Genomic DNA, 25,397 nt, shown 5'->3' with positions numbered 1-25,397 from the left:
GTCATCGCGCCACCTGGCATCGGGAGCGTGAGCATGGAGCGGGCGCAGGTCGAGCGTGATGTCGGCCTGCGCCGCGCCCGTGCCGTCACGTTGAGCACCGTCGGCAGCGGCGTCCTGGGCACGTTGCTGCTGGCCGCCGTCGGACTGTCGCGGGAGGAGGATCCCCGCTGGGCGGCGGCCGGGGCGGTGGGCGTCGTCCTGTTCGTCGCCGCGCAGAGCGGAGCCCTGTACGGGGCGATCACCCCGTGGCTGGCCGAGTCGACGCGGCGCCGCCTGCTCGCCGGGTTCGTCTGCGCCGCCGTGCTCTCCGTACCGCTGGTCGGGCCCGTGGGCGGGCCGGAGTGGGCGACCTGGGGATTCCTGGGGGCGTCCGTGATCGGCTCGGTGTCCCTGCTGCGGCAGTGGTGGGCCGCCGGCCCGGCGGTGCTGCTGTCCGTGGCGACGGCCGCCGGGGTGGCGGCCTGGAACGGGGCCCCGGTCCGCGGCCAGGTCACCATCGTGCTGGTCGCCGGCCTCTCCATGGCCGCGTGGAACGCCCTCCAGCTCTGGCTGTGGGGGCTGCTCGTCGAGGCGCAGCGGGGGCGGGCCGCCCAGGGGCGGCTCGCCGCCACCGAGGAGCGGCTGCGCTTCGCCCGCGACGTGCACGACCTGCTCGGGCACAGCCTCTCGGTCATCGCGCTCAAGGCCGAGCTGGCGTCCCGGCTGGCGGCGACGGACGCCGGGCGCGCCAGCCGGGAGGCCGCCGAGGTGCAGCGGCTGGCCGCATCGGCGCTGGTCGAGCTGCGCGAGGTGGTGCACGGGTACCGTGCGGTGGACCTCGGGGACCAGATCGCCGCGGTGGAGCAGGTGCTGCGTTCCTCCGGCATCCGGTGCGCGGTCGCGCTGCCGCCGGACGACGTACCGTCGGAGATCGCCCGGCAGCTCGTCGCGGTCCTGCGGGAGGCCAGCACCAACGTGTTGCGGCACAGCCGGGCCACCTGGTGCACCATCGAGATCAGCCAGGACGAGGACGAGGTACGGATGACCATGACGAACGACGGCGCCGAGGGGGCGTCGCCGGACCGGCACAGCTTCGGGCTGCGCGGGCTGGCCGAGCGGCTGGCCGAGGCCGGGGGGACCCTGCGCCACCGGATCGACGACGGGGTGTTCCGCCTCGACGTGACGGTACGGACCCGCCCGTGATCAGGGTGCTGCTCGCCGACGACGAGGACCTGATCCGCGCGGCGCTGGCCGCCCTGCTCGGTCTGGAGTCCGACCTGGAGGTGGTGACCGAGGCACCGGACGGGCGGGCCGCCGTGACCGCCGCGCTCGCCCACCGGCCGGACGTCGCCGTGGTGGACCTCCAGATGCCGGCCCTGGACGGGCTGGAGGTGACGGCGGAGCTGGCGCGCGTCCTGCCCGCCTGCAAGGTGGTGATCCTGACCGGGCACGGCCGGCCGCCGCACCTGCAACGCGCGCTGGCGGCCGGGGCCAAGGGGTTCCTGCCCAAGGGCGCGCCGGGCGGGACGCTCGCCGACGTCATCCGCCGCGTGCACGCCGGCGGCCGGTACGTCGACCCGGCGCTGGCCGCCGACGCGCTCACCGCGCCCGAGTGCCCGCTCACGCCGCGCGAGCTGGACGTGCTGCGGCTGGCCGAGTACGACACGCCGGTGGCGGAGGTGGCGCGGCGTACCCACCTGTCGGCGGGCACGGTCCGCAACCACCTCTCCGCGGCGGTCAGCAAGATCGGGGTGGCCAACCGGGCGGAGGCGTTCCGCACCGCCCGGGACAACGGCTGGCTCTGACGGGCCCGCTCAGATGAGCACGCTCCAGGTCACCGGGCCGACCAGGCCGTCGACGACGAGTCCGTTGCGGCTCTGGAAGTTGCGTACCGCGCTGGTGGTGACCGCACCGAAGCCGCCGTCGACGAGGAGGCTCGCCCCCCGGGCGTTGAGCGCGGTCTGCAGGCCGCGCACCACGTCACCGGAGTTGCCCTCCCGCAGGGGCAGCACGAGCGCGGTCCAGGTGATCGGGCCGACCATGCCGTCGGCGTAGAGGCCCCGGCCGCTCTGGAACGACCTGACCGAAGCGGCGCAGCCCGGCCCGTAGACCCCGTCCACCACGACGGAGACGCCGCGCGCCCGCACCAGGTACTGGATCACCCGGGGCACCCAGCCCGAGGCGCCCTGGCCGACGCTCGGGTAGCCGGTGCTGCCCACCGGGGCCGTGGAGCCGAGGGTGATGCCCCGGTTGGCCAGGAAGACCCGGGGGTCCATCGAGGTCAGCCGGGGGTTGTGGATCTCGAAGTGCAGGTGCGGGCCGGTCGAGTTGCCGGTGGTGCCCATCAGACCGATCAACTGGCCGCAGCTGATCTGCTGGCCGTCGCTGACCAGCACCCGGTACAGGTGGCCGTAGTAGGAGAAGTAGCCGTCGGCGTGGTTGATGTGGACGCTGTTGCCGGTGCGACCGGCCAGCGGGCCGCTCGCCGTGTCACCCGGGTACGAGTTGGTCTTGATGTCCCGGACGGTCCCGGCGGCCGTGGCGTAGACCGGGGTGCCCTGGCTGTTGGCCACGTCCCAGCCGGTGTGCGTCGGCCGGCTGGGGGTCTTGTAGCCGGAGGTCAGCGTGCCGCGCGTCGGGTTGCTCCAGCCGGCGACGGCGGCCATCGCCGGGCTGGGCAGGCCGACGACCCCGATCCCCACGCCGACGCCGAGCGCCGTGAGGAGGGTGCGGCGTCGGGCCGGTAGGTGGCTCAGGCCGGCTGTCTCCGGTGCGTCACACATGTTGCCTCCGATGTTCGTCCCGAAGGGGCGGTTGGACGATGGAGACCGGATCGTAAATCTTCTATATCGTCGGGGGCAATGGTGAAACTTTCCTACGATCCGTCACGCACCGTCATTCGCCGGGGTCGTGGGCCCGGGGTGCGCCACGGGCGATCATCGTCAACTTAGGGTTGACGGCCAGAGTGCCGTCAACCTATGGTTGACGCATGACGGAGCCAGTGCAGATGAACAACCCGGTACGCCTGGACGACCTGATCCGGGCGATCAAGAAGGCGCACACCGATGCGCTCGACCAGCTCACCGACGCGGTCATCGCGGCCGACCACCTCGGCGACGTCGCCGACCACCTGATCGGCCACTTCGTCGACCAGGCCCGCCGCTCGGGCGCGTCCTGGACCGACATCGGCCGCAGCATGGGCGTCAGCAAGCAGGCGGCACAGAAGCGCTTCGTGCCGAAGGCCGACGAGACGCCGCTGGACCCGCAGCAGGGCTTCGCCCGGTTCACCCCCCGGGCCCGCAACGTGGTGATGGCCGCGCAGAACGAGGCCCGCGCCACCGGCCAGGCCGAGACCCGCCCCGAGCACCTGGTGCTGGGGCTGCTCAGCGAGCCGGAGGCGCTGGCCGCGAAGGCGATCGTCGCCCAGGGGGTGTCGCTGGAGCGGGTCCGCGAGGCCGCGACGGCCGCGCTGCCGCCCTCGTCCGGCGAGGTGCCCGACCTGATCCCGTACGACGCCCAGGGCAAGAAGGCGCTGGAGCTGACCTTCCGGGAGGCCCTGCGGTTGGGGCACAACTACATCGGCACCGAGCACATCCTGCTCGCGCTCCTGGAGCACGAGAACGGTGCCGGCGCCCTCAGCGGGCTCGGCGTGACCAAGGCCGCGACCGAGGAGTGGGTGGCGGCGGCCCTGCGATCCGTCCAGCTGCGGGACTGACCCGCCTCAGGGCGCGGCGGGGAAGCCGTAGCGGCCGGCGTGCTCGGGGTCCGTCGGGTCCACCTGGCGGATCCCGGCGTCGGCGAGGCGCTTGTTGACCTCGTCGAGCCGCTCGCGCACCAACCGGGCCTCCTCCTCGGTGACCCGGCCCCGGTGCGGCCGGCCGGCGTGCTCGATCGTGCCGTAGTCGACCCGTTCCGCGCCCTTGCGGGCCTTCGGCGGGCGGACCCGCTCGGCCGTCTTCAACAGTTGCGCCATCGGCACGTCGGTCGCCATCGCGTCGAACTCGCTCGCGGTGAGCACCACCCGGCGCGGCTCGCCGTCGCCGTGCCGGTCGTGGATCTCGACCACCGCGACGTCCAGCGCGGCGTCGTCGATGCCCTCCACCTCGACCGGGGTGGCGTCCAGCCGCACGGGCCCCGCGACCAGGTCAGGGTGTTCCAGGACGACGACGCGGACCACCTCGTCGTCGGGCTGGATGACCGTGCCGCTGAAGTCGGAGACGTGGATCGTCTTCTTGCCCATGCGCGGAGCTTCTCCTGTCGTAGGCCGGGATGCCGGACCAGAAGAAATTACCCGACAGGTGTGCGAAAGCCGCCGGTGGACCGTCCGGGTGTGTCGCGCAGCCGCCCCCGCCGCGCGGGACGGTCAGCGGGTGTTCAGTCCGCCGGGCGAGGCGGCGCCGGCCGGCTGCTTGTCCACCTCGCTCCACGGCAGCGCCTCCGCCCCGGCGCGGTGACCCCGGTACGCCGACTGGGCCGGGAACCGCCCGGCGGCCTCGCTGGCCCGCCAGAGTCGCTCGGGGGCCTGGTGGTACCGGTCGTTCGGCTGATTCGGCATGACCATACCGTCCCAAACAAAGTTGTCCATGTATGAAAATGAATATGACGGACGGTCGATGCGTCTGGTTCCCGTGATCGGCCGCCGTCTCACGAATGCACGGTCATCGGCGTACCGGTACGTCTACCCGCCCGCCGCGCCGCCCAACCCTCGACGCCGGCCCGTGTGCCACGGCGCCGGGCCCGCCGGGCCACGGGAGGCCGGGCGGCCCGCCCCGTGACGGGTTCCGTGACGCGGTGCCGCCGCGCCCGCGTACGGTGATCGTCGGCGATGCGGCCCGGACGCCGAATGACCACCGACGGCCGCAAGGAGGTGGACGGCGATGCTCGACCGGCGGCTGCACCTGCACCTGGCGAGCTGGCTCGGCCAGTGGCCGGCGGGGCCCGGGCTGCACGTGGTCGGCTCGCACCGACGGGCCCGACCGGCCTGGGACGGCCGGCTCCGGCCCGCCGTCGCGGTGACCGCCGGCGCGAGCACCGTGCTCTCCGTGGCTCCCGACCGGGTCGCGGCGGTCCGCGAGCTGGCCCGGCTGCCGGGCGGGCCGCCGCTTCCGGCGCTGCCCGCCGCAGTCGGACGACCCGGCTGGGCGGTGCACGACGACGTGTTCCGGTGGAGCGTGACGCCGGCCCCGCTGCCGGACGTGGGGGAGTGGACACCCCCGGGCGCTGCCGGGCTGCCGTCCTGGCTGCGCCTGTTCGACCGGCCGGTGCTGGTGGTGCGCGACGCCCGGGGGCGCTACCTGGCGGGCGTCGGGATCAAGCGGCACGACGCGTACGGCCACGAGCTTGCCGTCGGCACCGTGCCGGCGGCCCGGGGGCGGGGGCTGGCCCGGCGGCTGGTCGCCCAGGCGGCGCGCCGGGTGCTCGACGAGGGGGCCGTCCCGACGTACCTGCACGATCCCGCCAACACCGCCTCCGCCCGGGTGGCGACCGCCGCCGGTTTCCCCGACCGGGGCTGGCGCTCGTTCGTCGTCTACCCGCCCTGACCGCGCCCGGCCCCACCCTGACCGCGTGCCCCCTCGCGGTGGGCGCGGACCGTGGATCCCGGGCCGGATCCACGGTCCGCAGTCTCCCCCAGGGTCCCGCAGGTGACGTGCGCACCGATCACGCTACGTAACTGTGGGGGTGAAGGCAAGATGCCGAAGGTGCGATCCGGGTGTCGAATAGCGGACTTGACCTGCTGCTACTCGGGGGATGGCGTCGGGAGGGGTCAGTGACGCAGCGTGCGAATGAGGTCGAGTACCTGCCGGGTAACCGGGCGCAGCACGCGCAACCGGGACAGCCCCACCAGCCGGTCGACCAACGGCACCGCCCCGTCGATGAGCTGCCGGGTGCGGGTCTGGCCGGGCGAGCGGTCGTAGACCCAGTAGAGGACCACCCCCATGTACGCCAACCAGAGCAGCTCCGGCAGGTGCGGGCGCAACTCCGGGTCGACCCGGGCGGTGGAGCCCTCCAGCGCCTCGGCGAAGAGACCGATCGCCGCCTCGCGCGGGCCGGACGACTCCGCCGAGAAGGGGCTCAGCGGGGAGGTCGGCTCCGCCGCCGTCTTGAAGAAGCTGGCGGCGAAGGAGTGCGACGGGGTGAGCACGTCGATCCCGGCGTGCATCACCCCGGCCAGCCGGGCGGCGAGGTCGGGTTCCCGGGCGAGCACCGGCCCGGCCGCCGCCCGGTGCTCCACCTGGGAACGGGCGTAGAACTCCTGGATGAGGTGTTCCTTGGAGCCGAAGTAGTAGTAGGCGTTGCCCACCGCCACCCCGGCCTCCTGGGCGATGGCGCGCATGGTGGTCCGGGCGTAGCCGCGCTCGCGGAACAGCCGCATCGCGGTGTCCAGGATGAGCTGCCGGGTCTGCTCGCCGCGCGAGGTCGCCGGCTCACCCGCAGCGGTCGTCGGCGCAGTCTGCTCGGTCATCGGGGTCACCGTATCCCGCCAGGTCGTCGCCCGGCTCCGCCCACGGGTCGCGAACGCGTTCGCGGACCGAGGAGGCGGCGGCGACCACCCGCCGGGCCAGGGGGAGCAGGTGCGGTCGGGCCAGCCGCTCGGCGGCGCCCCGGTGGTCGGCCAGGGCCCAGAGGCAGGCGAACCAGGCGCCGTCCCCCGCGTACACCTCGCCGGTGTCCGCGACCACGGTCAGGTCGCGCAGCGTGGCGTCGTGGTCCAGGCCGGGGAAGCGCCGCCGGGCCTCGGCCGAGCCGGCCGGCACGAACTCCAGGGGTACGAGCTGGGCGCGGGACGCCAGCCAGCGCCGGGCGGACCGGCACAGTGGGCAGTGCGCGTCGTAGAGGACGGTGAACCCCCGGACGCCACCGCCCCCGTGCGCGGTGGCGTCCGGGAGTCCGCCCGACCCGAGGGGCCCGGCGGTCATCGGACGGGCGGGCTGCCGGCCGGCCCGGTCTCCGCCCCCGGGCCGGCGGGGTGCGGGCCGGTAGGGCGCGGGCCGGCAGGCTGGGCGCTGGGGGGCTGGGCGCTGGCGGGCTGAGCGCCGGCCGGGTGCGCGCCAACCGGGTGCGGGCCAGCGGGGTGCGGGCCGGCAGGGTGCGGACCGGCCGGGTACGGGCCAGCCGGGTGCGGGCCGCGGGGTGCGGGCGGCATCGGCAGCCGGCCGACCGGGGCGAGCGGCGGATGGGTGGCGAACTGGCGCAGCCGGCCACGGCGGTACCGGCCGAGCGCGAAGACGTTGAAGAAGTGCAGCGCGCCGAGCACCAGCAGCACCAGGCCGATCTTGAGGGACAGCTCCTCCATGGCCTGGGCGGTGGAACCGACCGGGTCGGGGTGCTTCATGGCCACCGTGACGTAGCCGAGGTTGAGCAGGTAGAAGCCGACGACGAGCAGGCTGTTGACGGCCTTCGCCAGCCGTTCGTCGGCGAAGACCTCCTCCAGGAAGACCAGCCCGTTGCGCGACAGCGCCCGGGCCACCCAGACGGTCAGCCCGATGCTGATCGCCAGGTAGACCAGGTACATCCAGACCTTCGTGTCCATCGCCGACGCCTCTCTTGAACGTGTTCAAATGTTGTCGCCTCAGCGTAGGCGACTTCTTGAACACGTTCAAGTCGTCGCTCGCGACCGTCGGCGTGGTCCGGTCGGGCGGGGGTCGGTATGGTCGAGTCGCGCCGGAGCCGGCGCGACCTTCGACGGTGAGGCAGCCATGGACCGGGGTGAGCGGAACGCGGAGCCGGGCCAGGTGGTCCTGCGCCCGGCGGGTGAGATCGACATGGCCACCGCCGGCGAGTTCGAGGCGACGCTCACCGAGGCGCTGCGCCGACCCGGCGTCCGGGAGGTCGTCGTCGACCTCGCCGACCTGCGGTTCCTTGACTCCAGCGGCGTACGCGTCCTGGTGCACGGCGTCTCCGTGGGCCGCGAGCGCGACGTGACGATGCGGGTGACCGGCCCGCAGCCGGGCGTGGCGCGGGTCCTTCGGATCACCGGGGTCGGCACCCTGCTCGGGCTCGCCGACGCCGACGCCGACCAACCCGTCGCGCGGGGATGGCGCGGGCTGGCCTGACTCAGGGCTCCGAGTTCGCCGCCGCGGCGGCGGACCACTCGACCAGTAGCAGGGTCGCGTCGTCCTGGTGCGTCCCGCCCTGGTGTTCCGTCACCGCGTGACTGAGGCGGCGCAGCGTCTCCGCCGCCGGCCGCCCGGAACCGATGTGCCGCTCGGCGAGGTCCGCCAGGCGGGAGAGCCCGAACATCTCGCCCGCCGCGTCGCGCGCCTCGGTCACCCCGTCGGTGTGCAGCAGCAGCCGGTCACCGGGCTCCAAGCGGGTCCGCGCCACCTCGACGCGGCCGTCGGGCAGGCCGAGCGGGAGCCGGCGGCCCCCGGCCAGCTTCTGCACGGCCCGTCCCCGGCGCAGCAGCACCGGCGGCGGGTGCCCCGCGTTGACGTACCGCAGCGTTCCGGAGCCGGTGTCGAACTCGGCGAGCACGGCGGTGACGAACCGCGCGTCGTTCCACTGGCCGGCGATCGCGGCGTCCACCGCCCGGACAAGGCCGGGCAGGTCCGAGCCGGTACGCCGGGCCGCCCGCAGCGCCGCCAGCGCCACCGAGGTGGTGAGCACCGCCGGCAGGCCGTGCCCGACCCCGTCGAGGATCGCCAGCGTCAGGGTCCCGCCGTGCACCGCGTAGTCGAAGGCGTCGCCGCCGACCTCGTAGCAGGGCTCGAGCAGGGCACTGACCACCGCCTCCGAGGTGGCGAAGGTCAGCGGCGGCAGCAGGTTCCAGAGCAGCTCGGCGGAGACCCCCATCGGCCGGCTGCGCCGCACCCGGTGCAGGGCGTCCCCGTAGTCCCGTTTGCTGGTGACCAGGTGGCCGACGAGCCCGGAGACGAGCCGGCAGCCGTCCCGCAGCGCCCCGTCGGCGAGGTCGGCGTCGGCCGGCGGGAACACCTCCAGCAGTCCCAGCCGGTCGGTGCCGTTGACGATCGGCACCCACAGCCGGGGCGGTGGCCCCTGCCCCGCGTGCACCTCGACCTGGGTGAAGGCGCGACCCGCGAGGCTGGTGTCGATCGGCAGCACCTCCGGCGCCGCCCGCCTCGTCCCCGGCAGCGGGCGCAGGCCGTGCTGCTCGGCGTCGACCAGGTACACGGTCGCCGTCACGCCCAACGGCCGCAGCGCGGCGTCGACCGTGGCCGCGAGCTCGTCCGGCGGCAGCCGGTGGGACCGGGACACGAGGTCGGCCAGGGCCCGGTGCCATGGGTCGGTGGCGGTCATGCTGTCGCATACCCCGGGCGGGCCCGGTCGAAGCCGGCCGGGCCCGCCCGGGAGCGACCGCCACCTGCCGGCGCGTACCTCCGGTGTCGGCGTCAGCCGGCCAGGCCGAGCACCTCGGCGGCCGCGCGGCCGCAGGCGTGGCTCGCGCCGTACGTGGTGACGAACGCCCGTACGCCGGCCGGACGCCACCGGGAGGGCCAGCCCATCTCGACCACGGTCACCGGGTGCTCGGCGGCCAGCGCGGTCACCAGGTCCGCGCCGCCCGGCAGCCGGTGCAGGTGGCGGCCGACCAGCACGATCGGCCGGTCCCCGGCGAGCTGGCGCAGGGCGGCCGGCCCGGTCTCGGTGGCGACGACCCGCAGCTCCTCCGTGCCGTCCAGGTGCGGGCCGAGGCCCCACGGCACCCGCCCCTCGGCGATGGTCGACGCGGCGTGCAGCTGGACGACCAGCGGGCGGTCCAGGCCGGTCAGCTCCCCCTCCACCCGCACGGCGCGCCGCGCCGCGGCGTACCCGAGTCCGTCGGGGGCGGCGGGCGTCGCGCCGGCGGTCCGGGTCCAGGCGGCGAGCGCGGCGGCGCGGCCGGCCGCCTCCTCCACCCGCGAGCGGTCCAGGCGGCCGTCGCCGAGCGCGCCGACGATCTCCGCCACCACCCGCTCGACCAGCTCGGCGTCGACCTGGGCGCCGATGCACAGCAGGTCGGCGCCGGCGGCCAGGGCCCGGACGGCGGCCGGACCGACCCCGCCGGCGGCCACCGCGGCGCCCTTCATCTCCAGCGCGTCGGTGATGACCGTGCCGGTGAAGCCGTACTCGCCGCGCAGCAGGTCGACCAGGACCGCCCGGCTGAACGTGGCGGGGCCGTCACCGGTCAGCGCCGGCACCCGGATGTGCGCGGTCATCACGGCCCGCGCGCCGGCCTCGACGACAGCGGCGAACGGCGGCAGGTCGCGCCGGCGCAGCACGTCGAGCGGCACGTCCACGGTGGGCAGCTCGTGGTGGGAGTCGGCGACCGTGGCGCCGTGGCCGGGGAAGTGCTTGGCGCAGGCGGCGACCCCGGCGGCCTGGAGGCCGGTGACGGCGGCGGCGGAGTGCGCGGCGACCCGGGCCGGGTCGGCGCCGAACGAGCGGGTGCCGATCACCGGGTTCTCGTCGGCGGTGTTCACGTCCACGGTCGGCGCGAGGTTGACGGTGACGCCGAGGGCGGCCAGCTCCGCGCCGATGGCCTCGTAGACGCGGCGGGTCAGCGCCACCTCGTCGATCGCGCCGAGCGCCGCGTTGCCCGGGTACGGGCTGCCGGTGGCGTGCGCCAGCCGGGTGACGTCGCCGCCCTCCTCGTCGATCGCGATCAGCACGTCCGGCCGGCCGGCCCGCAGGGCGGCGGTGCTCGCCGCCACCTGCCCAAGGTCGTGGACGTTGGTGCCGAACAGGGTGTGCCCCGCGAGCCCCTCGGCGACCAGGTCGACCGCCCAGCCCGGGGGAACCGGCCCCGGGTACGCGGCGAGCAGCGTGCCGAGCGCGAGCCGGCGCAGTCCTGGATCCAGCCCCACGTGATCTTCCCCTTTCATCCCCGCGGCACGGAAGTCGTACCGGCGGGGGTCGGTGACGTACCGGGTCGGCCGACCACCCCGCTCCCGGGCGGCCGATACGCTGTCGGCTACCCGCTCGCAGGTCGGTTTACAGTTAGCAAGGTTTACCAAAACTAGAGGACGTGGCATGAGTGCGACCCGGCTGCCCGGCACCCCCCGCCTGTTGCGGGCGCTGAACGACCGCGCGGCGTTGGAGCTGCTGCTGGAGCGGGGGCCGCTGACCCGGGCCCGGCTCGGCGAGCTGACCGGGCTGTCCAAGGTCACCGCCTCGCAGCTCGTCGAGCGGCTGGAGGAGCGGGGCCTCGTCACGCGCGTCGGCGAGCAGGCCGGCGGGCGGGGGCCCAACGCCCAGCTCTACGCCGTGCGGCCCGGCAGCGCGCACGTGGTCGGGGTGGACGTGGGCGCCGACCGGGTGGTCGCCGCCTGCGCGGACATCACCGGGGCGGTGATCGGCCGCGTCGAGCAGTCGGTCCGCGACACCGACGACCCCGTCGGGGTGGTGCACAACGCGGTCGTCCAGGCCGCGAGCAGCGCCGGGGCGCAGCTGTCGAGCGTACGGCGGATCGTGCTGGGCACCCCCGGCCTCGTCGACCCGGGCACGGGCGACATCACGTTCGCCTTCAACCTGCCCCGCTGGCACACCGGTCTGCTCGCCGCGCTCCGGGACGACCTGCACACCCCGGTGGTCTTCGAGAACGACGTGAACCTGGCCGCCGTCGCCGAGGCGCAGTCGGGCGCGGCCCAGGGGCTGACGGACTTCGTGCTGGTCTGGGTCGGCGCCGGCGTCGGCCTGGCGATCGTGCTGGGCGGCCGGCTGCACCACGGCAGCAGCGGCGCCGCCGGCGAGATCGGCTACCTGCCGGTGCCCGGCGCGCCCATCCCGCGCGACGTGTCCCGTCGGGCGAAGCCGGCGTTCCAGCAGCTGATCGGCGCGGACGCGGTCCGCGACCTGGCCCGCGCGCACGGCTACCCGGACGACAGCGGCGCGGTCGCGGTACGGGCGGCGGTGGCCGACGGCACGGCGGGCGGCCCGATGCTCGACGAGGTGGCCCGCCGGCTGGCGCTGGGCGTGGCCAGCACCTGCGTCGTGCTGGACCCGCCGCTGGTGGTGCTCGCCGGCGAGGTCGGCCAGGCCGGCGGGGCGGCGCTGGCCGAGCGGGTGCAGCACGAGGTCGCGGCGATCACGCTGGTCCGCCCCCGGGTCGTGCCGACGGGGCTGACCGAGGAGCCGATCCTGCGGGGTGCGCTGCGTACCGCGCTGGACGCCGTCCGCGACGAGGTCTTCGGCTCGACCGTCGGCTGACCGGGGTCGGCCCGCGGTCGGCGCGGGCCGCGCGCCGGACCCCGCCGACCAGGGTCGGCGGGGTCGGCGGCGGCCCGGCGTCATGTGAAGGAATATTTCATCGCAGGCCGGGGTGCTGCAAGGTCCTGCCGCGCCCGCCGGCGGCGGGCGGGCGTCACATCAGGTCGCGGCGGCGGAACGCCACGAAGGCGGCGGCGACCAGCGCGCCGGCCAGCCCGAGCAGCAACACCAGCGCCGGCTGCCAGGTCACCACGTAGAGGCCGTCGCAGGAATTGGAGATCCCGTTGTCGCACGCCCGGTAGTCCCAGAACTCGACCCGGCCGTTGAGCAGGGCGGCGGCGTAGCTGGAGAGCATGTACCGGTCCACCTTGACGACCTCCAGGATCTCCATCACCAGCCGGGCGCCCAGCTCCCACACCACCAGGTAGCCGGCGATCGCGCCGAGCGCCGCCGAGGTGTGCCGGCCCAGGGTGGCGACGGCGAACCCGACCACGGTGAGCAGCAGCACCAGCAGCATGCCGCGCCCCCAGTTCGCGCCCAGCGAGCCCCAGAACTCCCCGTCGAGCCGCCCCGGCCGCCCGGCGACCTGCGCGATCAGCCAGAACGTCCCGAGGTACGCCGCCGAGGCCAGCACGGACAGCAGCGCCGTCCCGCCGAGCAGGGTGCCCAGCTTGGTGCCGAGCACGGTCATCCGCCGGGGACGCCAGAGCAGCAGGTTGACCACGCCACCGGAGTTCAGGTCGGCGCCGATGTAGGAGGCGCCGACCAGGAAGCCGAAGAGCGCGAGGAAGGCGATGAGGAAGTAGAGCAGCGGCTTGGCCTCCTCGGCGAAGGTGAACACCCCGGCGAGGTAGTCGGACGCCACGGGCGCCCGCTCCATCAGGGCCGGGTCGACCTCGCTGCAGTTGTCGGGGACGTACTCCTGCACGTCGTCCGCCTGCACGACGCCGCGCTGCCGGTCCAGGCAGAGCTGGTGGGTGCGCTCCAGCTCGCTGCGCGCCGCGGCGGCGGCCTGCTGGGCGTCGAAGACCTCCTGAGCCGTGGGCCGGTGGGAACTCGCCAGGGTGGTAGCCGCCGTGACGCCGAACGCGAGCACCAGCAGGACGAGCATGAGCTGCACGAAGCGCCGGGCGCCGAGACGCTCCAGCTCGGCACGGACCAGGTTCACGCGTCCACTCCCCGCTCGTCGAGGTCGATCACCGGTTCGGAGGCCCTGCCGTCGGGCAGCACCGAGTCGTCCACCTGCCGGGGCAGCGTCGGGTGCGTCGCCGTGCCGGTCAGTTCGAGGAAGGCGCTCTCCAGGTCGGGCCGCAGCGGGGTCAGCTCGCGCACCCAGAGGCCCGCCTCACCGAGGGTGCGGCTGACCTCGGTGGCGTCGTCCACGCCGCCCACCACCAGGTGGTCGTCGTAGCCGGTCGCCGCCAGCCCGGCCGCCGTCAGCAGCTCCACGGCCCGCTGCGGATCGTCCACCCGCACCAGCAACTCGTGCCGGTCGAAGCCGGCCAGCACCTCGTCGACGCGCCCGGCTGCCACCCGCCGGCCCCGCGAGATGATCGTCACGTGGTCGCAGATCAGCTGGATCTCGGCCAGGATGTGGCTGGAGACCAGCACGGTCACACCCGCCTCCGCCAGCGAGCGCATCAGGTCCCGCATCTCCCGGATGCCGGCCGGGTCCAGGCCGTTCGCCGGCTCGTCCAGGATCAGCAGCTCCGGGTCCTTGAGCAGGGCGGAGGCCACCGCCAGCCGCTGCTTCATGCCCAGCGAGTAGCCCTTGACCCGCTCGTCGCCCCGGTCCCGCAGGCCCACCTGCTCCAGCACCTCGTCGACCCGGGCGACCGGCACGCCGCCGGCCCGGGCGAGCAGGCGCAGGGTGCGGTGGCCGGTGAAGTTGCCGAAGAACTGCGGGCTCTCCACGATCGCGCCGACCCGCCCGGCCACCAGGGGCAGCCCGTCCGGCGAGGGGACGCCCAGCACCGTCATCCGACCCGCGTCGGCCCGAACCAACCCGAGCAGGGCGCGCAGCGTGGTGGTCTTGCCCGACCCGTTGGGGCCGAGGAAACCGTGGATCTGGCCGGCCTCCACCAGCAGGTCGAAGCCGTCGACCGCCACCCGGCGGCCCTGCCGCACGCTGTGGAAGGTCTTACGCAGCCCCTCGATCTCGATGACCGCGCTCATCCGCGCGGCTCCCTGCTCCGACCGGGCATGGACCGTCCTCCGGTTGTGGTGACCAACGACACGGCGCCCCACCCTATGGCCGGGGCGCCGCCCGTGGGGGGCGCCCCGCGTTGCGTGGTTGGATGGTCGGGTGACTGGGGACGAGGATCTGGTGGTCAGCCTCGACGGCGTCGGCGTACGCCGGGCTGGCACGGCACTGCTGCACGACGTCGACTGGCGGGTCGAGCTGGACGAGCGCTGGGTGGTGCTCGGGCCGAACGGCGCGGGAAAGACGACCCTGCTCAACCTCGCCGCCGGGCGGCTGCACCCGACCACCGGCACCGCCCACGTGCTCGGCGAGCGGATCGGCCGCACCGACGTCAACGAGCTGCGGACCCGCATCGGGCTCTCCACCGCCGCCCTCGCCGAGCGGGTGCCCGCCGACGAGCGGGTCAGCGACGTCGTCGTCACGGCCGCCTGGTCGGTGCTCGGTCGCTGGCGGGAGAGCTACGACAGCAGCGACGAGGCCCGGGCCCGCGCCCTGCTGGGTCAGCTCGGCATCGGCGGCCTCGCCGAACGCGCCTACGGCACCCTCTCCGAGGGGGAACGCAAGCGGGTGCAGATCGCCCGCGCGCTGATGACGGACCCGGAGCTGCTGCTGCTCGACGAGCCCGCCGCCGGGCTCGACCTGGGCGGGCGCGAGGACCTGGTCGCCCGGCTGGCCGAGCTGGCGTACGACCCGGACGCCCCGGCGCTGGTGCTGGTGACCCACCACGTGGAGGAGATCCCGCCCGGCTTCACCCACGCGCTGCTGCTGCGCGAGGGCGGCGTGGTGGCGCAGGGGCTCCTCGACGACACGCTGACCGGGGACAACCTCTCCAAGACCTTCGGGCTGCCGCTGGTGGTCGAGCGCTCCGGCGACCGGTTCACCGCCCGCGCCGCCTGATGCGGCAGACCCGGGTCGTCGTGGTGGGCAGCGCCAACATGGACCTGGTGGGCACCGCCCCCGCCCTGCCCCGGCCGGGGGAGACCCTGCTCGGCACCGACTTCGTCATGGTGCCCGGCGGCAAGGGCGCCAACCAGGCCGTCGCCGCCGCCCGGGCCGGCGCCTCCTGCGCGTTCCTCGGGGCGATCGGCTCCGACTCGTTCGGCGTCACCCTGCGGGCGCGGATCACCGCCGCCGGGGTCGACACCGGGCAGCTCCGCACGACGTACGGCACGTCGGGCGTGGCGCTGGTGATGGTCAACGCCGAGGGCGAGAACGCGATCCTGGTCAGCCCGGGCGCCAACGCCTCGATGACCGGCCTGACCGAGCCCGAGCTGACCGCCGTACGCGGGGCGGACGTGCTGCTCGCGCAGCTGGAGATCCCGGTCGCGACGGTGACCGAGGCGGCCGTCGTCGCCCGGGCGGCCGGCACCCGGGTGGTGCTCAACGCCGCCCCGGCCGTGCCGGTGCCGCCGGAGCTGCTGGCGGCGACCGACCTGCTGGTGGTCAACGAGACGGAGGCGCAGGCGCTCACCGGGCGCGGCCGGGACGAGCCTTCGGCCCTGCTCGACCTGGCGCCCCGGGCGGTGCTCACCCTCGGCGCGGAGGGCGCCTGGTACGGGGACCGGGACGGCACCGCCGTGCACGTGCCGGCGGTCAAGGTCGACGTGGTGGACTCCACGGCCGCCGGGGACGCCTTCACCGCCGCGCTCGCCGTGGCCTGGGGCGAGGGCCGGGACGTGGTCGACGCCGTGCGCTGGGCGGCGGCGGCCGGGGCGGCCTGCGCCCGCCGGCTCGGCGCCTCCGTGGCGCTGCCCACCCGGACCGAGATCGACGAGCTGTACGTCCCCGCCTGATCCGGCCGACCCGCCACCCGGGGGAGTCCGTCCGACAGGACGATCGCGACGGTGCGCGGCGGTCACGCCTCGGCGTCGTCGGTGAGCTTCTCGCCCCGGCGGCGGAGCATGCCCAGGCCGGGGATGCCGGCGACGGCGAGCTTCAGGTCCCGGGTGACGTCGAGCAGGTCGTGCAGGTCCGGGCCGACCCGGTCCAGGGTGGCGAGGATCGGCAGGATGTCCGCGGTCAGGTGCTGCTTGAGCTTCGGCAGCTCGTCGACGAGCCGGATCGCGGCGTTCACCTCCTCGTGGCTGAGCTGCTCGACGAAGCGGTTCGCCATCGGGGCGCCCCGGCGCAGCGCCGGCTCGTACGCCGTCAGCAGCTCGGCGGCGGTCGCCGCCGCCTCCGCCGCGGTGCCCACGGTGCCGGCGGCCCGTACGGCCACCGCGTCGGCCTCGGCGACCACCGCGCCGGCCGTGCGGGACACCTTCTCCGCCTCGCCGACCACGACGGCCGCGGCGGCGGCCACCCCGGTGGCCGTCTCGATCGCGGTGGTCGCGGCGGCGCTGATGACGGCCACCTCCCGTACCGCGCCCTCGGCGTCGGTGAGCACCCGGTCGGTGCGGTCGAGGGTCTGGTCGATCCGGTCCACCACGCCGTCGATGCGGTCGACCACGCCGTCGACCCGCTTCAGCAGGGCCTCCACCGAGTCCAGCACGGCGAACGCGCGGGCCGGCACGGCGGCGAACGAGGCCGCCGAGCCGAGGGCCTGGTCGAGGGCGGAACGGGTCAGACCGACGACCGCGGCGGGCCGGGGGAGGGGAATCACCATGGCACCAAGTGTGCGTCGCCCGCGCCCGCGCCGCCGGACAGGGCGGCGGGAGCGGCGTCAGGAGTCGGTGTACTGCTCGACCGCGCGCTGCACCGCCCGGTAGATCTGCCCGAACCGCAGGGCGTCCGGGGTGCGCAGCAGCAGCACCTCCCGGCCGTGGTGCTGGACCCAGAGCTCGTGCACCTTGCTGCCCCGCTCGTAGGAGCGGTCGAGCCAGCCGAGCGGGATCTCCAGGAAGGGGGTCAGGGCCAGCGCGCCGACCACGCACGCGGCGAGAATGATCAGCGCCAGCTGCCACTCGCCCCGGTCCTGCGCCGACCAGGCCAGCGAGAGCACGCAGACCACCGCGACCAGGGGCGGCAGCGAGAGAAGCAGGACCAGGACGCCGCGCCCCAGCACCCGCCCCCGTACCGCCAGCGTCTTCGGTCCCTGCGCATGCCAGACGTACGTCACGTCGGCGATCGCCACGGCGTGGCCCCCGGCCCGGATCGACTCCGACGTCACCTGCACCGCGTCGTCCCGGTAATAGATGGTCATCACTAAGCCTAACCACTGCCGTGCGGGTCGCGCCGCTCGCGCCGCCCGCTCCGGCGGAGGTGGCGCCGGGCGGGGCGCTGCCGGGCCGGGCGGAGGTGTTGTCGCGTGGAGGTTGTGGCCGGGCGGAGATGGTGTCGCGTCGGCCCTATCGAGCTGAATCGGCTATGACATCGCCCTGTGGGTCGCTGGCGCGCGTCGGGAGGCCGGACCGGCTGAGTCGTTCACGTCATCAGCTCGAAAGGGCGCGCGAGGCGTGCCGCTGCTGCCGTGCGACGGGTGCGCCTCGATCCGCCTCCGGACCTGGTGCCCCACCGCAACGCATTGGAGCACCACCCCAACGGCGTCGAAGCGGCGTCGAAGCGGCGTTGGAGCGCCACCGCAACGGTGTGGGAGTGACCCGGGAGGCCACGGAGCCCGCCCGGGCGGCTGTCGAGCTGCCCCGTTCATGGGACCGCTCGGGGCGTGCGAGCCAGGGGTCGACCGGCGTGCCTGCCCCATCGGGCGGGGCAGCTCGACAGTGCGGGCGGTAGGCCACCGGGCCCGACGAGGGGCCTTGAGGCCCGCCTTGCCAGCGCGTCTTCCGGGGCGGCGCGGGCGGTTCGGGCGGCACCGGCCGTTCGGGCGGCCGGGGCGGTGCCGGGCGGTCCCGGGCGGTGCCGGGCGGTGCCGGGCGGTTCGGGTCGGTACCGTGACCGGTCATGACGGAGCAGGAGCGCAACGTCGAGGTGGTCCGCCGCTACCTGCGGACCTTCGTCACCAGGGACCTGGCGGAGTTGCGCGCGGTGGTCGACGAGGACGTGCTGATCTACGGCTCCGGCACGCCGGTCCGGGGGCGGCACTTCGTCGAGGGGGCCGTCACCTCGCCGGGGCTGACGGTGCTCGACCAGGAGATCGTCGAGAGCTTCGCGGCCGGCGACCGCGTGGTGGTGTCGCTGGCGCAGACCTACCGGCGGGACGCGACCGGCGCGACGGCGGTGCAGAGCGCCTGCAAGATGTACCGGCTGGCCGGTGGCCGGATCGTGCAGTTCTGGGGCGAGCAGGACCTGTTCGGACTGCTGCGCGGCCTGGGCATGCTGCCGGACGAGCCGATCAGGTTCTAGCGGCGGCGGGGCGACACGGGCTGGCCCGCCTCGATGGCCCGCTGCACCGCCCGGTAGATCTGGCCGAAGCGCAGCGCGTCGCCGGTGCACAGCAGGCGCACCGGCTGGCCGCGCCAGCGGGCCCAGATCTCCAGCTGCCGGCTGCCCCGGGCGTACGAGCGGTCGAGGTGCTCGAAGAGGAAGTCGGCGACCGGGCCGACCGCGAGCCCGATCAGCACCGAGGCGCCGACGATGGCGATGGTGACGGTGAGGGAGCGGTCCAGCCAGAGCGCCAGCGCGATGCCGAGGGCGGCGGCGACCAGGGGGCCGGCGAGCGCCGCGCCGATCGCGCCGCGCCCGACGAGCACCCGCCAGGACCGGCTGCCGCGCTGGTGCCAGACCATGCTGATGTCGGCCAGCCGGAAGGTCCGGCCGTCCACCCGGACGGCCGTCGAGGTGACCTGCACGGATCTGTCGTCGTAGTACGTGATCATGGCGGTACTCCCGGTGGCGGGCCTGAGACCACACTACTTACCCCAACGATCCGGGCCGTAAGGTTGGCACGCGACTTCGACGAGGAAGTGAGGGCCAGCGTGGGCGAGTTCGTGCGGTTGGAGACCAGGGACGGCATCGGCACCATCCGGCTGGAGCGGCCGCCGATGAACGCCCTCAACACCCAGGTGCAGGAGGAGTTGCGCGCCGCCGCTGCGGCGGCCACCACCGACCCGGGCGTCCGCGCCGTCATCGTGTACGGCGGGGAGAAGGTCTTCGCGGCCGGCGCGGACATCAAGGAGATGGCCGACATGTCCTACGTGGACATGGCGGACCGGGCGGCCGACCTGTCCAGCGCGCTCGGCGCGATCTCCCGGATCCCCAAGCCGGTCGTCGCCGCGATCACCGGCTACGCCCTCGGCGGCGGCTGCGAGCTGGCGCTGGCCTGCGACTGGCGGGTGGTGGCCGAGGACGCCAAGCTCGGCCAGCCGGAGATCAAGCTCGGCATCATCCCCGGCGCGGGCGGCACCCAGCGGCTGGCCCGTCTGGTCGGCCCGGCCCGTGCCAAGGACCTGATCATGTCCGGCCGGATGGTCGACGCCCAGGAGGCCCTGCGGATCGGCCTGGCCGACCGGGTCGCCCCGGCGGCCGAGGTCTACGACACCGCGGTCGAGCTGGTCCGCCCGTACCTCACCGGTCCGGTGCAGGCCCTGCGCGCCGCCAAGCTCGCCGTCGACGCCGGTCTGGACATGGACCTGAACTCCGGCCTGGCCTGGGAGAGCCAGCTCTTCGCGGCGCTGTTCGCCACCGACGACCGGCGCGAGGGCATGGCGGCGTTCGTGGCGAAGCGCAAGCCGGACTTCACCGGTCGTTGATCGGCCCGGGCCGGCGGGGTTTCCCGCCGGCCCAGGCATCGAGTCGAGAACTGTTCACATTCCGCCTACCGGTGAGTAGCGTGTGACTCCGGCCATGCGGACGAAGGGGAGAGCGGCGATGACGGAGCGGATCGAAGGTCACGGCGGGGAGCTCGCACTCGCGGCGCTGCGTGCGTACGGGGTGCGGGAGATGTTCACCCTCTCCGGCGGGCACGTCTTTCCGCTCTACGACGCCGCGCACAAGACCGGCTTCCCCCTCTACGACGTACGGCACGAGCAGTCGGCGGTCTTCGCCGCCGAGGCGGTGGCGAAGCTCCAGCGTCGACCCGGCCTCGCCGTGCTCACCGCCGGCCCCGGCGTCACCAACGGCATCTCCGGGCTGACGAGCGCATACTTCAACGCCTCCCCGGTGCTGGTGCTGGGCGGCCGGGCCCCGCAGTTCCGCTGGGGCTCGGGCAGCCTCCAGGAGATGGACCACCTGCCGCTGGTCGCCCCCGTCACCAAGCACGCCGAGACGGTGTTCAGCCCCGACGACATCCCGCGCGCGGTGACCGCGGCGCTGACCGCGGCGCTCACCCCGCACCGGGGCCCGGTCTTCCTCGACTTCCCCCTGGAGGCGGTCTTCTCGGTCTCCGACGCCGAGCTGCCCGCGCTGCCGGGCATCGCGCCGGTCGAGCCGGACACCGACGAGGTGGCGAAGGCGGCCGGCCTGGTCGCCGCCGCGAGCCGCCCGGTGATCATCGCCGGCTCCGACGTCTACGCCGGGGACGCGGTCGACGCCCTGCGGGCCGCCGCCGAGTCGCTCCAGGTGCCGGTCTTCACCAACGGGATGGGCCGGGGCGCGCTGCCGCCGGAGCACCCGCTCGCCTTCGCCAAGGCCCGTCGCGTGGCGCTGCGGGGCGCCGACGTGGTCGTGGTGATCGGCACCCCGCTCGACTTCCGGCTCAGCTTCGGCGACTTCGGCGACGCCCAGGTGGTGCACATCGTCGACGCGCCCAGCCAGCGGGCCGCGCACGTGCAGCCGGCCGCCGCCCCCGCTGGCGACCTGCGGCTGATCCTCACCGCCCTGGCCGATTACCCGGGCGACCGGGCCGACCACGCCGACTGGATCGCCGAGCTGCGGGTCGCCGAGGACGCCGCGAAGGCCCGCGACGCCGAGGAGATGGCCGCCGAGACGGACCCGATCCGGCCCGCCCGGGTCTACGGCGAGCTGCGCAAGGTGCTGGCCCGCGACGCCATCACCATCGGCGACGGCGGCGACTTCGTCTCGTACGCCGGCCGCTACCTGGAGCCCGCGCAGCCCGGCACCTGGCTCGACCCCGGCCCGTACGGCTGCCTGGGCACCGGCATGGGCTACGCGATGGGCGCCCGGGTCAGCCACCCCGACCGGCAGATCTGCGTCCTCATGGGCGACGGCGCGGCCGGCTTCTCGCTGATGGACGTGGAGTCCCTCGCCCGGCAGAAGCTGCCGGTGGTGATCGTGGTCGGCAACAACGGCATCTGGGGCCTGGAGAAGCACCCCATGCGCGCCATGTACGGCTACGACGTCGCCGCCGACCTCCAGCCGGAGCTGCGCTACGACCACGTCGTGAGCGCCCTCGGCGGGGCCGGCGAGACGGTGGCGAAGGCGGGCGACCTCGGCCCGGCGCTGCGGCGGGCGTTCGACGCCGGCGTGCCGTACCTGGTCAACGTGCTCACCGACCCGGCCGACGCGTACCCCCGCTCGTCGAACCTGGCCTGAGCCGGGCCCGCCGCCGTCGCCGGGAGGCCGGCGACGGCGGCGCGCTCAGGACGCGGGCGTGGACCCCTCGGGCCGATCCTCCTCGCGCGGCGGCTCGCCGTCGCGCCGGCGCATCTCGTCCTCGCGGCGGCGCAGGTCCTCCTCCCAGCGGCGGAACAGCTCGCCGTCCTCGCGCCGGGAACGCTCGCCGAGCGAGCGGAGGAACTCGGGGTCGTCGTCGGGGGCGACCGGGCGGGGCCGCTCCCGGGGCGGCAGGAGCCGGCCCTTCGGCGTTCCGCCGGCGGGCCGCCCGGGGACGCGCTCTCGCCCGGCGGCGAACCAGGCGAGGGAGCCGAGCAGCGGGAAGAACAGGATGATCAGCACCCAGGCGATCCGGGGCAGGGCTTTGATCTCGCCCTCCTCGGCGGAGAGGCAGCTGATCAGCGCGCAGACGGCGAGGACGATCTGCACGACGAAGAGGAGGACGTAGAACCGGGCCATGCGTCAATCATGGCGCACCGGTCCCCATCAACCCAGGCCGCTCGCCGCCAGGAGGGTGCCGAGCAGCGCGAAGCCGGCCGTGGCGAGGGCGACCAGGGGCAGCGACCGCCCGTAGCCGGGGGCCGGGCCCGTGCCGGTGGCCCGCCGCCAGCAGACCGTCAGCGCCGCGCCCCAGCCCAGCACGGCGGCCCCGGCGACGAGCGCGCCGAACGCCCCGCCGGCGGGCGGTCCGGTGAGCGCGAGCCGCACGGTCAGCACCATGATCACGGTGAGTGCCAGGGCGGTACGCCGCCAGGCCAGCCGGGTCCGCTCGGGTTGCAGCCCGGGGTCGCGCGCCGGCCGGTCCCGCCCCGGCGGCTGCGCCCCGTGCCCGCCGGCTCCGCCGGGCCGGCTCACGGGCCACCGACCGCCCGGGCCAGCACCGCCGCCACCAGCAGCAGCGCGCCGAGGCCGACGGCGAGGGCGAGCACCGCCGGGAAGCGTGAGGCGGGCAGTTCCTCGCCGAGGCGGATGGCCCGCTCCGTACGCGCCCAGTGGTCGACCGCGCGCACCGCCACCGTGCCGCCGAGCAGCAGCAGCGCGATGGCGATCACCTCCCGCAGGTGCGCCGGCGGCAGGAACTGCGCGGCGGCCAGTCCGCCCGCGACCAGCGCCAGCCCGGTACGCAGCCAGGCCAGGAACGTCCGCTCGTTGGCCAGCGAGAAGCGGTAGTCGGGGGTGCTGCCCACCGCCCGCAGCTCGCGCGGGTCGAACCACCGCCTGATCGTCTGCCACACGTGGCCATTATCCGTTTCCGGTCGGTCGTAGCCTCGGGTGATGACCGATCTTGACGCCCGCACGTTGCGAGACGCCTACGACGCCCAGATCCGCCCGGAGATTCCGGACCCGCTGCCGGCCGGGGTCACCGTGGAACGGGACGGCCCGCTGGTCCGGGTCCTCGGCCTCGACCGGCGCGGCTTCCTCACGTACCGCACGCTGGACGGGCTCGCCGGGGCCGAACTGGACGCGTTGATCGCCCGGCAGGTGGAGTTCTTCCGTCGGCGCGGCGAGGCGGTGGAGTGGAAGCTCAACGGCCACGACCAGCCGGCGGACCTGCCCGATCGGCTGCGCGCCGCCGGGTTCGTCGCGGAGGCGGAGGAGACCGTCGTGGTCGGTCCGGTCGCGACGCTGGCCGCCGCCGTGCCCGTGCTGCCCGAGGGCGTACGCCTGCGCGAGGTCGGTGCCCGGGAGGACCTGGAGCGCATCGCGGCGATGGAGGAGGCGGTCTGGCACGACGACCGCAGCCACCTGGTGACCGGCCTGGCGAGGGAGATCGAGGCCGACCCGCAGTCCATCTCGATCGTCGTCGCCGAGGCGGACGACACGGTGGTGAGCGCGGGCTGGGTCCGCTACCAGGCGAACACCGGCTTCGCGACCCTCTGGGGCGGCTCGACCCTGCCGCAGTGGCGGCGGCGAGGCGTCTACCGGGCGTTGGTCGCGTACCGGGCGCGCCTGGCCGAGCAGCGCGGCAGGACGCTGCTCCAGGTGGACTGCTCGCCGGAGAGCCGGCCGATCCTCCAGCGGCTCGGTCTCGTCCCGGTCACGACCACCACTCCGTACGTCTACACTCCGTGATCATGGAGCAGCGGTTGACGGACGAGGAGCGGCTGACCCTCAAGACGGGCGCGTTCGGGGCGGTGTTCCTGGTGGCCAACGCGGACCCGGGGATGCTCGCCCTGTTCCGGGAGAGCTTCGCCGCCTCCGGCGCGATGGCCGACAGCAGCGGGGTGGTGAAGGAGGCGCTGACCAGCGGTCCGCTGCCGAAGCTGCCCCGGGACTCGGCGCTGGAGATCGAGGCGGTGGTGCTGCCGGCGCTGGGCCGCTCGGTGCGGATCCTGCGGGAGAAGTCGCCCCGGGACGTGGCCGGCTACCGCGAGGTGGTGCTCTCGGCGGCCGAGCGGGTGGCCGGCGCGCACCGGGGGGTCGCCCCGGCCGAGGCGGCGGCCATCGAGCGGATCAGGGACGCGTTGGATCAGCCGGCGTGAGCCGTGCCGTGGTCCCGGCGCGGACGGCCGCCGTGGTCGCCTCCGGGCGCGGGGGCGCGTCGGGGTGGGCGGTCCCGCCGTGGGCGGCGCGTCGGGTCGGCGACCAGAGCGCCCGGACGGCGGCCCGTACGCACCGGTCGCGCAGTCGGCCGCAGGCGCACCGGTACGCCTCGGGTCGGGTCCGGCGACAGCGGTGCCGTGGGGCGTTGGTACGGCCGGTGCTGGTGTTTTCTGGCATTTCATGACACCTCCCGATTCGTCAGATTACCCGCCCGCATGGCCGTCGGTGAGCTGTGTCACCCTGAGGTCGCCGGAGGCAGATGCTACTGGCAGGTAACATTGCGCCGTGGGCAACTGCACAGCACCTCGCGGTTGACCGGCGTCAACGGAAGCGCGAGGCTGCGCCCCAGACCGGGCGAGCGATCGCAACACCTACAGGAGGGTCGTCGAAGCGCGATGAACATCGTCGTACTCGTCAAGCAGGTGCCCGATTCGGGCGCGGACCGCAACCTGCGCAGTGACGACAACACCGTCGACCGCGGTTCGGCGAACAACGTCATCAACGAGATGGACGAGTACGCCATCGAGGAGGCGTTGAAGATCAAGGAGGCCCACGGGGGCGAGGTGACCGTCCTGACCATGGGTCCGGACCGGGCGACCGAGTCGATCCGCAAGGCGCTCTCCATGGGTCCGGACAAGGCCGTGCACGTCGTGGACGACGCCCTGCACGGCTCCTGCGCCGTGGCCACCTCGAAGGTGCTCGCCGCCGCCCTCGGTCAGCTCAACGCCGATCTGGTGCTCTGCGGCAGCGAGTCGACCGACGGCCGGGTGCAGGTCATGCCGCACATGCTCGCCGAGCGGCTGGGCGTCGCGGCGCTCACCGGCGCCCGCAAGCTCACGGTCGACGGCTCCACCCTGACCGTCGAGCGGCAGACCGAGGAGGGCTACGAGGTGGTCACCGCCACCACCCCCGCCGTGGTCTCGGTCTGGGACACCATCAACGAGCCGCGCTACCCGTCCTTCAAGGGCATCATGGCCGCCAAGAAGAAGCCGGTGCAGACGCTCTCCCTGGGTGACCTCGGGGTCGCCCCGGCCGAGGTGGGCTTCGAGGGCGCGACCAGCGCCGTGCTGGAGCACAGCAAGCGTCCGCCGCGCTCCGGCGGCGCGAAGGTCACCGACGAGGGCGACGGCGGCGTGAAGCTGGTCGAGTTCCTCGCCACCGAGAAGTTCGTGTGAGA

General features: G+C 74.7%; 30 protein-coding genes. 14 read left to right on the top strand and 16 right to left on the bottom strand.

Annotated elements, in window-relative coordinates; genetic code table 11:
* Positions 1-33 precede the first annotated feature (33 nt).
* Together ACGFNF_RS05090 and ACGFNF_RS05085 are read left to right on the top strand one after the other, a co-directional pair.
* Positions 34-1,182 (top strand): sensor histidine kinase, encoded by a 1,149-nt coding sequence (locus tag ACGFNF_RS05090; RefSeq protein ID WP_393165877.1) that lies wholly within the window; start codon positions 34-36, stop codon positions 1,180-1,182.
* On the top strand, positions 1,179-1,784 hold the full coding sequence (locus ACGFNF_RS05085; protein ID WP_091621387.1) for a DNA-binding response regulator: 606 nt from the start codon (positions 1,179-1,181) through the stop codon (positions 1,782-1,784). Before ACGFNF_RS05090 ends, ACGFNF_RS05085 begins: the two co-directional genes overlap by 4 nt.
* 9 nt (positions 1,785-1,793) lie before the next feature.
* On the opposite strand, the gene ACGFNF_RS05080 is transcribed toward ACGFNF_RS05085, so the two are convergent.
* A complete protein-coding gene (locus ACGFNF_RS05080) occupies positions 1,794-2,762 on the bottom strand; it encodes a peptidoglycan DD-metalloendopeptidase family protein (RefSeq protein ID WP_357578089.1) in 969 nt (322 codons plus the stop codon).
* Positions 2,763-2,968: 206 nt separating this feature from the next.
* Here ACGFNF_RS05080 and ACGFNF_RS05075 point away from each other — a divergent pair, with 206 nt between their 5' ends.
* Positions 2,969-3,694 carry a Clp protease N-terminal domain-containing protein gene (locus ACGFNF_RS05075; RefSeq protein WP_393165829.1) on the top strand — a complete coding sequence of 242 codons (726 nt, stop codon included), beginning with the start codon at positions 2,969-2,971 and terminating at the stop codon, positions 3,692-3,694.
* Positions 3,695-3,700: 6 nt separating this feature from the next.
* On the opposite strand, the gene ACGFNF_RS05070 is transcribed toward ACGFNF_RS05075, so the two are convergent.
* Positions 3,701-4,219, bottom strand: coding sequence for a hypothetical protein (locus ACGFNF_RS05070; RefSeq protein ID WP_357578091.1), 519 nt, complete (start codon positions 4,217-4,219; stop codon positions 3,701-3,703).
* Positions 4,220-4,342: 123 nt separating this feature from the next.
* Positions 4,343-4,534, bottom strand: a complete 192-nt coding sequence (locus tag ACGFNF_RS05065; RefSeq protein WP_357578092.1) for a DNA repair protein — start codon at positions 4,532-4,534, stop codon at positions 4,343-4,345.
* A 322-nt stretch (positions 4,535-4,856) separates the two neighbouring features.
* On the opposite strand from ACGFNF_RS05065, the gene ACGFNF_RS05060 reads away from it, so the two are divergent.
* A complete protein-coding gene (locus tag ACGFNF_RS05060) occupies positions 4,857-5,519 on the top strand; it encodes a GNAT family N-acetyltransferase (RefSeq protein WP_393165827.1) in 663 nt (220 codons plus the stop codon).
* A gap of 224 nt (positions 5,520-5,743) precedes the next feature.
* Here ACGFNF_RS05060 and ACGFNF_RS05055 read toward each other — a convergent pair whose 3' ends face one another.
* Genes ACGFNF_RS05055 through ACGFNF_RS05045 form a run of 3 tightly spaced genes read right to left on the bottom strand, consistent with a single transcriptional unit; the run spans position 5,744 to position 7,510 of the window.
* On the bottom strand, positions 5,744-6,442 hold the full coding sequence (locus ACGFNF_RS05055) for a TetR family transcriptional regulator (RefSeq protein WP_393165825.1): 699 nt from the start codon (positions 6,440-6,442) through the stop codon (positions 5,744-5,746).
* Positions 6,405-6,896, bottom strand: a complete 492-nt coding sequence (locus ACGFNF_RS05050; RefSeq protein WP_357578095.1) for a DCC1-like thiol-disulfide oxidoreductase family protein — start codon at positions 6,894-6,896, stop codon at positions 6,405-6,407. Before ACGFNF_RS05050 ends, ACGFNF_RS05055 begins: the two co-directional genes overlap by 38 nt.
* Positions 6,893-7,510: a hypothetical protein gene (locus ACGFNF_RS05045; protein WP_393165823.1), complete on the bottom strand. Its 618-nt coding sequence runs from the start codon at positions 7,508-7,510 to the stop codon at positions 6,893-6,895. Before ACGFNF_RS05045 ends, ACGFNF_RS05050 begins: the two co-directional genes overlap by 4 nt.
* A gap of 166 nt (positions 7,511-7,676) precedes the next feature.
* On the opposite strand from ACGFNF_RS05045, the gene ACGFNF_RS05040 reads away from it, so the two are divergent.
* Complete coding sequence (locus ACGFNF_RS05040) at positions 7,677-8,033, top strand: STAS domain-containing protein (protein WP_393165821.1); 357 nt, start codon at positions 7,677-7,679, stop codon at positions 8,031-8,033.
* Between the two features lies 1 nt (position 8,034).
* On the opposite strand, the gene ACGFNF_RS05035 is transcribed toward ACGFNF_RS05040, so the two are convergent.
* Complete coding sequence (locus ACGFNF_RS05035; protein ID WP_357578098.1) at positions 8,035-9,237, bottom strand: PP2C family protein-serine/threonine phosphatase; 1,203 nt, start codon at positions 9,235-9,237, stop codon at positions 8,035-8,037.
* A 92-nt stretch (positions 9,238-9,329) separates the two neighbouring features.
* Complete coding sequence (locus tag ACGFNF_RS05030) at positions 9,330-10,781, bottom strand: glycoside hydrolase family 3 N-terminal domain-containing protein (RefSeq protein ID WP_357578099.1); 1,452 nt, start codon at positions 10,779-10,781, stop codon at positions 9,330-9,332.
* A gap of 166 nt (positions 10,782-10,947) precedes the next feature.
* Between ACGFNF_RS05030 and ACGFNF_RS05025 the strand changes: the two genes are divergently transcribed.
* Positions 10,948-12,123 carry an ROK family transcriptional regulator gene (locus tag ACGFNF_RS05025; protein ID WP_151455628.1) on the top strand — a complete coding sequence of 392 codons (1,176 nt, stop codon included), beginning with the start codon at positions 10,948-10,950 and terminating at the stop codon, positions 12,121-12,123.
* Between the two features lie 154 nt (positions 12,124-12,277).
* On the opposite strand, the gene ACGFNF_RS05020 is transcribed toward ACGFNF_RS05025, so the two are convergent.
* Both ACGFNF_RS05020 and ACGFNF_RS05015 read right to left on the bottom strand, forming a co-directional pair.
* The gene (locus ACGFNF_RS05020; RefSeq protein WP_393165818.1) at positions 12,278-13,291 is read right to left on the bottom strand and encodes an ABC transporter permease subunit; all 1,014 of its coding nucleotides are present in this window, start codon (positions 13,289-13,291) and stop codon (positions 12,278-12,280) included.
* On the bottom strand, positions 13,288-14,298 hold the full coding sequence (locus ACGFNF_RS05015) for an ABC transporter ATP-binding protein (RefSeq protein ID WP_393165816.1): 1,011 nt from the start codon (positions 14,296-14,298) through the stop codon (positions 13,288-13,290). The genes ACGFNF_RS05020 and ACGFNF_RS05015 overlap by 4 nt, the downstream gene beginning before the upstream one ends.
* 130 nt (positions 14,299-14,428) lie before the next feature.
* Here ACGFNF_RS05015 and ACGFNF_RS05010 point away from each other — a divergent pair, with 130 nt between their 5' ends.
* Together ACGFNF_RS05010 and ACGFNF_RS05005 are read left to right on the top strand one after the other, a co-directional pair.
* The gene (locus ACGFNF_RS05010; protein WP_357578102.1) at positions 14,429-15,223 is read left to right on the top strand and encodes an ABC transporter ATP-binding protein; all 795 of its coding nucleotides are present in this window, start codon (positions 14,429-14,431) and stop codon (positions 15,221-15,223) included.
* Positions 15,223-16,119, top strand: coding sequence for a ribokinase (locus ACGFNF_RS05005; protein ID WP_357578103.1), 897 nt, complete (start codon positions 15,223-15,225; stop codon positions 16,117-16,119). The genes ACGFNF_RS05010 and ACGFNF_RS05005 overlap by 1 nt, the downstream gene beginning before the upstream one ends.
* 62 nt (positions 16,120-16,181) lie before the next feature.
* Here ACGFNF_RS05005 and ACGFNF_RS05000 read toward each other — a convergent pair whose 3' ends face one another.
* Together ACGFNF_RS05000 and ACGFNF_RS04995 are read right to left on the bottom strand one after the other, a co-directional pair.
* Positions 16,182-16,931, bottom strand: coding sequence for a hypothetical protein (locus ACGFNF_RS05000; RefSeq protein WP_357578104.1), 750 nt, complete (start codon positions 16,929-16,931; stop codon positions 16,182-16,184).
* 57 nt (positions 16,932-16,988) lie between these two features.
* Positions 16,989-17,468: a DUF6232 family protein gene (locus ACGFNF_RS04995; RefSeq protein WP_393165814.1), complete on the bottom strand. Its 480-nt coding sequence runs from the start codon at positions 17,466-17,468 to the stop codon at positions 16,989-16,991.
* 698 nt (positions 17,469-18,166) lie between these two features.
* Here ACGFNF_RS04995 and ACGFNF_RS04990 point away from each other — a divergent pair.
* On the top strand, positions 18,167-18,568 hold the full coding sequence (locus ACGFNF_RS04990) for a nuclear transport factor 2 family protein (protein WP_357578106.1): 402 nt from the start codon (positions 18,167-18,169) through the stop codon (positions 18,566-18,568).
* Here the strand turns inward: ACGFNF_RS04990 and ACGFNF_RS04985 are convergent.
* Positions 18,565-19,041, bottom strand: a complete 477-nt coding sequence (locus tag ACGFNF_RS04985; protein ID WP_357578107.1) for a DUF6232 family protein — start codon at positions 19,039-19,041, stop codon at positions 18,565-18,567. The genes ACGFNF_RS04990 and ACGFNF_RS04985 overlap by 4 nt on opposite strands.
* A 99-nt stretch (positions 19,042-19,140) precedes the next feature.
* Here ACGFNF_RS04985 and ACGFNF_RS04980 point away from each other — a divergent pair, with 99 nt between their 5' ends.
* Both ACGFNF_RS04980 and ACGFNF_RS04975 read left to right on the top strand, forming a co-directional pair.
* Positions 19,141-19,914: an enoyl-CoA hydratase-related protein gene (locus tag ACGFNF_RS04980; RefSeq protein ID WP_311414554.1), complete on the top strand. Its 774-nt coding sequence runs from the start codon at positions 19,141-19,143 to the stop codon at positions 19,912-19,914.
* A gap of 118 nt (positions 19,915-20,032) precedes the next feature.
* Positions 20,033-21,655 carry an acetolactate synthase gene (locus ACGFNF_RS04975; protein ID WP_357578109.1) on the top strand — a complete coding sequence of 541 codons (1,623 nt, stop codon included), beginning with the start codon at positions 20,033-20,035 and terminating at the stop codon, positions 21,653-21,655.
* Positions 21,656-21,700: 45 nt separating this feature from the next.
* Here the strand turns inward: ACGFNF_RS04975 and ACGFNF_RS04970 are convergent, their stop codons facing one another.
* The 3 genes from ACGFNF_RS04970 to ACGFNF_RS04960 are packed head-to-tail and all read right to left on the bottom strand — an operon-like array spanning position 21,701 to position 22,911.
* Positions 21,701-22,135, bottom strand: coding sequence for a PLD nuclease N-terminal domain-containing protein (locus ACGFNF_RS04970; RefSeq protein WP_357578110.1), 435 nt, complete (start codon positions 22,133-22,135; stop codon positions 21,701-21,703).
* Positions 22,136-22,162: 27 nt separating this feature from the next.
* On the bottom strand, positions 22,163-22,531 hold the full coding sequence (locus tag ACGFNF_RS04965; RefSeq protein WP_357578111.1) for a DUF202 domain-containing protein: 369 nt from the start codon (positions 22,529-22,531) through the stop codon (positions 22,163-22,165).
* Complete coding sequence (locus ACGFNF_RS04960) at positions 22,528-22,911, bottom strand: DUF202 domain-containing protein (RefSeq protein ID WP_357578112.1); 384 nt, start codon at positions 22,909-22,911, stop codon at positions 22,528-22,530. The genes ACGFNF_RS04965 and ACGFNF_RS04960 overlap by 4 nt, the downstream gene beginning before the upstream one ends.
* Before the next feature lie 40 nt (positions 22,912-22,951).
* Between ACGFNF_RS04960 and ACGFNF_RS04955 the strand changes: the two genes are divergently transcribed.
* From ACGFNF_RS04955 to ACGFNF_RS04945, 3 genes are all read left to right on the top strand, one after another.
* The gene (locus ACGFNF_RS04955) at positions 22,952-23,749 is read left to right on the top strand and encodes a GNAT family N-acetyltransferase (RefSeq protein WP_357578113.1); all 798 of its coding nucleotides are present in this window, start codon (positions 22,952-22,954) and stop codon (positions 23,747-23,749) included.
* A 2-nt stretch (positions 23,750-23,751) separates the two neighbouring features.
* Complete coding sequence (locus tag ACGFNF_RS04950) at positions 23,752-24,159, top strand: hypothetical protein (RefSeq protein WP_393165810.1); 408 nt, start codon at positions 23,752-23,754, stop codon at positions 24,157-24,159.
* 456 nt (positions 24,160-24,615) lie between these two features.
* A complete protein-coding gene (locus ACGFNF_RS04945; protein WP_393165808.1) occupies positions 24,616-25,395 on the top strand; it encodes an electron transfer flavoprotein subunit beta/FixA family protein in 780 nt (259 codons plus the stop codon).
* The last annotated feature ends 2 nt before the right edge of the window (positions 25,396-25,397 follow it).

The organism is Micromonospora sp. NPDC048868 (assembly GCF_043198195.1).
Taxonomy (GTDB): domain Bacteria; phylum Actinomycetota; class Actinomycetes; order Mycobacteriales; family Micromonosporaceae; genus Micromonospora; species Micromonospora reichwaldensis.
The sequence above is the reverse complement of the archived record's forward strand: the minus strand, read 5'-3'. Positions and strand labels throughout refer to the sequence as shown.

Bases quoted from the DNA above. Each gene is read 5' to 3' on its own strand.
- ACGFNF_RS05025 (WP_151455628.1), top strand. From the start codon at position 10,948: ATGAGTGCGACCCGGCTGCCCGGCACCCCCCGCCTGTTGCGGGCGCTG.
- ACGFNF_RS04955 (WP_357578113.1), top strand. From the start codon at position 22,952: ATGACCGATCTTGACGCCCGCACGTTGCGAGACGCCTACGACGCCCAG.
- ACGFNF_RS05015 (WP_393165816.1), bottom strand. From the start codon at position 14,298: ATGAGCGCGGTCATCGAGATCGAGGGGCTGCGTAAGACCTTCCACAGC.
- ACGFNF_RS05090 (WP_393165877.1), top strand. From the start codon at position 34: ATGGAGCGGGCGCAGGTCGAGCGTGATGTCGGCCTGCGCCGCGCCCGT.
- ACGFNF_RS05060 (WP_393165827.1), top strand. From the start codon at position 4,857: ATGCTCGACCGGCGGCTGCACCTGCACCTGGCGAGCTGGCTCGGCCAG.
- ACGFNF_RS04985 (WP_357578107.1), bottom strand. From the start codon at position 19,041: ATGATCACGTACTACGACGACAGATCCGTGCAGGTCACCTCGACGGCC.
- ACGFNF_RS05050 (WP_357578095.1), bottom strand. From the start codon at position 6,896: ATGACCGCCGGGCCCCTCGGGTCGGGCGGACTCCCGGACGCCACCGCG.
- ACGFNF_RS04950 (WP_393165810.1), top strand. From the start codon at position 23,752: ATGGAGCAGCGGTTGACGGACGAGGAGCGGCTGACCCTCAAGACGGGC.
- ACGFNF_RS05055 (WP_393165825.1), bottom strand. From the start codon at position 6,442: ATGACCGAGCAGACTGCGCCGACGACCGCTGCGGGTGAGCCGGCGACC.
- ACGFNF_RS05080 (WP_357578089.1), bottom strand. From the start codon at position 2,762: ATGTGTGACGCACCGGAGACAGCCGGCCTGAGCCACCTACCGGCCCGA.
- ACGFNF_RS04945 (WP_393165808.1), top strand. From the start codon at position 24,616: ATGAACATCGTCGTACTCGTCAAGCAGGTGCCCGATTCGGGCGCGGAC.
- ACGFNF_RS05045 (WP_393165823.1), bottom strand. From the start codon at position 7,510: ATGGACACGAAGGTCTGGATGTACCTGGTCTACCTGGCGATCAGCATC.
- ACGFNF_RS05005 (WP_357578103.1), top strand. From the start codon at position 15,223: ATGCGGCAGACCCGGGTCGTCGTGGTGGGCAGCGCCAACATGGACCTG.
- ACGFNF_RS05035 (WP_357578098.1), bottom strand. From the start codon at position 9,237: ATGACCGCCACCGACCCATGGCACCGGGCCCTGGCCGACCTCGTGTCC.
- ACGFNF_RS04990 (WP_357578106.1), top strand. From the start codon at position 18,167: ATGACGGAGCAGGAGCGCAACGTCGAGGTGGTCCGCCGCTACCTGCGG.
- ACGFNF_RS05075 (WP_393165829.1), top strand. From the start codon at position 2,969: ATGACGGAGCCAGTGCAGATGAACAACCCGGTACGCCTGGACGACCTG.
- ACGFNF_RS05070 (WP_357578091.1), bottom strand. From the start codon at position 4,219: ATGGGCAAGAAGACGATCCACGTCTCCGACTTCAGCGGCACGGTCATC.
- ACGFNF_RS04975 (WP_357578109.1), top strand. From the start codon at position 20,033: ATGACGGAGCGGATCGAAGGTCACGGCGGGGAGCTCGCACTCGCGGCG.
- ACGFNF_RS04995 (WP_393165814.1), bottom strand. From the start codon at position 17,468: ATGACCATCTATTACCGGGACGACGCGGTGCAGGTGACGTCGGAGTCG.
- ACGFNF_RS05000 (WP_357578104.1), bottom strand. From the start codon at position 16,931: ATGGTGATTCCCCTCCCCCGGCCCGCCGCGGTCGTCGGTCTGACCCGT.
- ACGFNF_RS04970 (WP_357578110.1), bottom strand. From the start codon at position 22,135: ATGGCCCGGTTCTACGTCCTCCTCTTCGTCGTGCAGATCGTCCTCGCC.
- ACGFNF_RS05065 (WP_357578092.1), bottom strand. From the start codon at position 4,534: ATGCCGAATCAGCCGAACGACCGGTACCACCAGGCCCCCGAGCGACTC.
- ACGFNF_RS05040 (WP_393165821.1), top strand. From the start codon at position 7,677: ATGGACCGGGGTGAGCGGAACGCGGAGCCGGGCCAGGTGGTCCTGCGC.